Source organism: Actinoplanes siamensis (genome assembly GCF_016862395.1).
In the GTDB taxonomy this organism is placed as follows: Bacteria; Actinomycetota; Actinomycetes; order Mycobacteriales; family Micromonosporaceae; genus Actinoplanes; species Actinoplanes siamensis.
In genome coordinates, this window is record NZ_BOMW01000119.1 from 1 (window position 1) to 4,366 (window position 4,366).

Annotated in this window: 1 protein-coding gene, 12 tRNA genes and 1 other RNA gene; all 14 read right to left on the reverse strand. The window is 69.1% G+C overall.

The genetic code is table 11. The features are described 5' to 3' along the window. Positions 1–26: 26 nt before the first annotated feature. A tRNA-Met gene (locus Asi03nite_RS37185) sits at positions 27–104 on the reverse strand. A 216-nt stretch (positions 105–320) separates the two neighbouring features. Next, positions 321–397, reverse strand: a tRNA-Pro gene (locus tag Asi03nite_RS37190). Between the two features lie 84 nt (positions 398–481). Further along, positions 482–556: transfer RNA gene (locus tag Asi03nite_RS37195), tRNA-Pro, on the reverse strand. Between the two features lie 47 nt (positions 557–603). After that, a tRNA-Arg gene (locus Asi03nite_RS37200) sits at positions 604–679 on the reverse strand. Positions 680–687: 8 nt separating this feature from the next. Next, positions 688–1,046, reverse strand: an RNA gene (gene rnpB, locus Asi03nite_RS37205) — RNase P RNA component class A. A gap of 6 nt (positions 1,047–1,052) precedes the next feature. Further along, a tRNA-Ile gene (locus Asi03nite_RS37210) sits at positions 1,053–1,126 on the reverse strand. 252 nt (positions 1,127–1,378) lie between these two features. After that, a complete protein-coding gene (locus tag Asi03nite_RS37215; protein ID WP_444978657.1) occupies positions 1,379–2,704 on the reverse strand; it encodes an IS701 family transposase in 1,326 nt (441 codons plus the stop codon). A gap of 128 nt (positions 2,705–2,832) precedes the next feature. Further along, positions 2,833–2,904 (reverse strand) — tRNA-Asp (locus Asi03nite_RS37220). Between the two features lie 26 nt (positions 2,905–2,930). Beyond that, positions 2,931–3,003 (reverse strand) — tRNA-Ala (locus tag Asi03nite_RS37225). Positions 3,004–3,008: 5 nt separating this feature from the next. Continuing rightward, positions 3,009–3,090 (reverse strand) — tRNA-Leu (locus Asi03nite_RS37230). A 269-nt stretch (positions 3,091–3,359) separates the two neighbouring features. Next, positions 3,360–3,431: transfer RNA gene (locus Asi03nite_RS37235), tRNA-Glu, on the reverse strand. Positions 3,432–3,441: 10 nt separating this feature from the next. Continuing rightward, positions 3,442–3,514: transfer RNA gene (locus tag Asi03nite_RS37240), tRNA-Phe, on the reverse strand. 428 nt (positions 3,515–3,942) lie between these two features. Beyond that, a tRNA-Ala gene (locus tag Asi03nite_RS37245) sits at positions 3,943–4,015 on the reverse strand. Positions 4,016–4,212: 197 nt separating this feature from the next. Further along, positions 4,213–4,286: transfer RNA gene (locus Asi03nite_RS37250), tRNA-Trp, on the reverse strand. Positions 4,287–4,366 lie beyond the last annotated feature (80 nt).

The window sequence follows — 4,366 nt, forward strand, 5'->3', positions numbered from 1 at the left end:
CGCTCTCCCGCTGAGCTAGCCGGACGTGGGGGAGGCCGGATTTGAGAACCGGCGGTCTTCGGCTTATGAGGCCGACGAGGACGACCGAGTTCCTCTACTCCCCGAGTGCCGCCGGCGCAAGGGTGCGACCTCCCACTGGCCCGGAACGCCACGCGCGGATCGGGGTCCGCGCTTTCTCCGGTGGCCGTACCGCTGCCTTGCGGTTTTCCGTGGTCGCTGCGGTCATGGCGGATGGGGTCGGGATCGAACCGACACGGGTGTTACCCCAGCGGTTTTCGAGACCGCGGCCGGCGCCTGCCCTCGGCTGGCCCAGCCATGAGTCTGGGTGGAGGGATTTGAACCCCCGAAACCTCCCGGCCCCGAACCGGGCGCGCTGACCAAGCTGCGCCACACCCAGATGACGGCCAGACGGCGCGGATTCAACAGCGCATTCCGTCTTGACCACCGCACGCCCCTGCTCGCGGTGGACTCCCCGGCCTCGTCGGGACGACAGGATTCGAACCTGCGGGCCTCTGATCCCCCAGACCAGCGTTCTACCTGGCTGAACTACGTCCCGTCTGGCATCCGCACCACCGACCTCCATCCCCTGATGTGGTGCGCGCCTGGTGCCCCCGGACGGATTCGAACCGCCGACCCCCGGATCCGTAATCCGGTGCGCTATCCGCTGCGCTACGAGGGCATGAATGCGAGCGAGGACGACCGATGCGCCGGGTTCTGTCCCGCGATCGGTGACCGCGGTGGCGACCATCCATCTCGCCCGGCCGTCACCGGCCGGATCTGGCGCCCTACCTTGCACGATCGGCCGGTCCGGCCGCGGGCGCACTTGGGCTTGCTCCGGGTGAGGTTCACCGAGCCACCCCGGTCACCCGGGGTGGTGCGCTCTTACCGCACCGTTTCACCCTTACCGCCGGCCGGGGCCGGAGGCGGTCTGTTCTCTGTTGCACTGCTCGCGGATCTCTCCGGGTTGCCGTTAGGAACCACCCTGCCCTGTGGAGCCCGGACGTTCCTCCACGCCCGTGGGGTGGCGCGGCCGCCTGGTCGTCCTTTTCGCGTCCTGGCGGGCGGGCTCGAACCGCCGTCCTTCCCGTTATCAGCGGGGCGCTCCAACCTGCTGAGCTACACCAGGTAGACGGGGATTCCCCTGGCTGATCAGGCCAAGGTCACGGACGCTCGCCCGAGGCGCCCGGATCCGATCGGCGCGGTCTCCGGCCTCCTCGGGCCGGTCTGCTGTCCACCCCTTGGGGCGCCTTACCACTGTCGAGTCCCGGGAGGCCCGACCGTGCGCGGATACGACAGGACTCGAACCTGCGAGGGGTGATCCCCAATCCGGTTAGCAGCCGGGCGCCATAGCCACTAGTACGGCAGCCGCCATTCGGGATCATGGTTGGATTTCGAGGCTGAGGCGGCGGGCGTAGTGGGCTCGTCTGGCGCGTGCTTGATGTCGGCGTCGCCAGTTTGACCAGCGCAAACGGTAGGCGGTGCTCCGGGTTGGCGGGATCAGCAGGACGTTGATCAGGCGGCGGATCTCGTTGACGGTCAGATCGATCATGTCGGGTTGGGCGCGGCGGTCTGGGGTGCGGGCGTCGGCGGTGCAGATCGCGAGGACGGCGAGGGCGGCCAGCGCGAGGGTGGTAAACCGATGCCAGGACGTCCAGCGGCGGACTTGGTGCTGGTCGAGACCGACCTGGCCCTTTCCGGCCTGAAAACTCTCTTCCACGATCCAACGAACTCCCGCCACCCGCACCAGTTGGGCGAGCGTGACTGGGCCCGGCGCCCAGCAGCGGTAAAAGGCCAGTTCACCGGTGGCGTTGTTGCGGCGGATCAGCAGGCTGTGCCGGCCGTTGTCGTCGGGGTCGCCGTCAGCGCCGACGTCGGCGAGCCAGGCCCAGTCGTAGAACCGTGGGCCTTTCGATCCGTCGCCGGCGCTGCGCCGGGTCCATGCCGTGGCGGGCAGGTCGGCGGCTAGCCGGTCGGCGCGGCAGCGGACCTTGGCGCCGTCGATCGGCGCGAGGTGGTCGCAGGAGACCGCCAGGACGTAACCGAGGCGGAGTTTGCGCAGCTCACCCCGTAGCTGGGTGTTGTTGCCGTAGGCCTCGTCCGCGGCGACCCACCGGGCCGGGACCCGAGCCTTCACCGCGGCGGTGATCATGTCGTCGGCAAGCTCGGATCGGGTGGCGAAGACGACGTCGTCCGGGACGCCGGCCTGCTGGCATCGTTGGCGGTCGTCGGTCCAGGACTTCGGCAGGTAGACCCGGCGGTCGATCAGGGCGTGACCGTGTCTGCTCGCGTAGGCCAGGAACACGCCGACCTGGGCGTTCTCGATCCGTCCCGCGGTCCCGGTGTATTGGCGCTGGACGCCGACCGAGTGCACGCCCTTCTTCAGATCGCCGGTCTCGTCGACCACGAGGACACCATCGGGGTCACCGAACCGGTCGACGACGACCTTGCGAATGTCGTCACGCACCGCGTCGGCGTCCCACTTGGCTCGGTAGAGCAGCCTTTGCATCGCATCCGGCCGGGCATGTCCGGCCTGCTCAGCCACCTGCCAACACGTCTTGATCTCCAAGTCGGCCAGCAGTCCGGTGACGAACCCGGCCGCCGCTCGGCGGGGCTCGACCCGGCAGAACCGGCCGGCGAACGAGTCGATCACCAGGTCGATGGTTCGTCGCCACCGGGCAGGCTCTACGCTGTGGCTCTCGGCCACCGCAAGGTTGAATGTTGTGTCCACAACGCACAGACGATCATGCGGTGGCCCTCCTCGTTCCCCCCGGATCCGAGGTCACCTCACGAACGGCGGCTGCCGTACTAGGCGACGTATCCAGGTACTTCTTGCGCCCCCGACGGGACTCGAACCCGCGGCCCCCGACCGACAGTCGGGTGCTCCTCCCTCTGAGCTACGGCGGCATGATGGCACGCTGTGCCGGCCACAGTGGAGCCACGGAGAGTCGAACTCCGGACCTTCCCGGTGCGAGCGGGATGCTCTACCTCCTGAGCTATGACCCCATGCGTACGTTCGGAGGGAGTCGAACCCTCACCCCTTGCGGGACCGGCACCTGAGGCCGGCGCGTCTGCCGTTTCCGCCACGAACGCGAGCCGAGACAGATTTCCGGCTGCCGCGCGCCGCCCGGGCAGGCGCGACAGCCTTGGATCCCCTTGGTGCTGCACCCCGCCTGTCCCACACGGGTGGGGATCTCCAGAGCCGACGCCCGGCCTCGAACGGGTACCTGGCCAGGTGGGGCGCTACCTGCTGCGCTACATCCGCAGGGGTCACGTGGCTGCGGGGATCGAACCCGCTCGGCAGGTACCTGCCGGGGCCGCACCGGCTCGCGTGGGGGAGCGGGATGACCAACGTGACCTTGTAGACCCGACCGGGATCGAACCGGCGTCTCCGCCTTGAGGGGGCGACGAGCGTTCCGCTGCTCCACGGGTCCATGTGGTGCGTGCCCACCCGCGGGGTCGAACCGCGAGCCTCCGGGTTTTCACTCCGGTGTTCTGCCATCCGAACTCGGTGGGCATGTGACGGGAGCGGCCGGGGTGCGGGCTGTTGCCCGCCGGTGACCTGCCTGCGCGCCGGGTGGTCGTCCACGGCGTATTGGCCCGGTCGCTCACGTCGTCCAGCAGCGTTTCTACGCCTCTCGGCCGCGGTGATGGGCCGCGTCGCCGGTGGTCAGCCGACGATATTGTGCGCTGCTGGATCTTGCTTGTGGCGGGAGTTCCCTACCCGCGGCGTGTACGGGAACTCCGTCCCGGAGGGCGCCCTCCCGCGGATCTGTGCGGTCGCTTGGTCCTCCGACGTCTCAGGGGTGCCGACACCTGGATGACGGTTCTGGTCGCCAGTGCCAGTAGCTCGGTCCGCTCGGGGTCGGCGCCACAACGCCGCACCCCGGCACCCCAGCCAGCCCCGTCGGCCGCCTGCCGGCGGGGCTGGCGCATCCCTTCCTGTGGAACCGACCGGACTCGAACCGGCGACCTCCGCCATGCCACAGCGGCGCTCTTCCTGCTGAGCTACGGCCCCAGGCGCGCCGGCCGGGCCGAGGCTCGGCCGGCGCGTGAAGGTGACCAGGGCCGGTGGCCGTGGTCGGGTTCCCCGCGGCGGGCCCGTGGTGGCGCCGGCGGCGGGGATTCTCATGCCATTCGCACTGTGGAGTTCTCATGTCCGAGACCGAGGTCTCGACGAGTCCATGCCCGCGATTTTTTGCGGGGGACAGTAAGCAGGGGTGACAGGATTCGAACCTGCAACCTTCGGATTTGGAGGCCGTTGCGCTACCGAATTGCGCCACACCCCTATAAGGAATTGTCGGTGAAACGAAAAAGCCGCCTTCCCGGTCCGGGAGACGGCTTCGGCGCTGGAGCGCTTCGGCGGGCG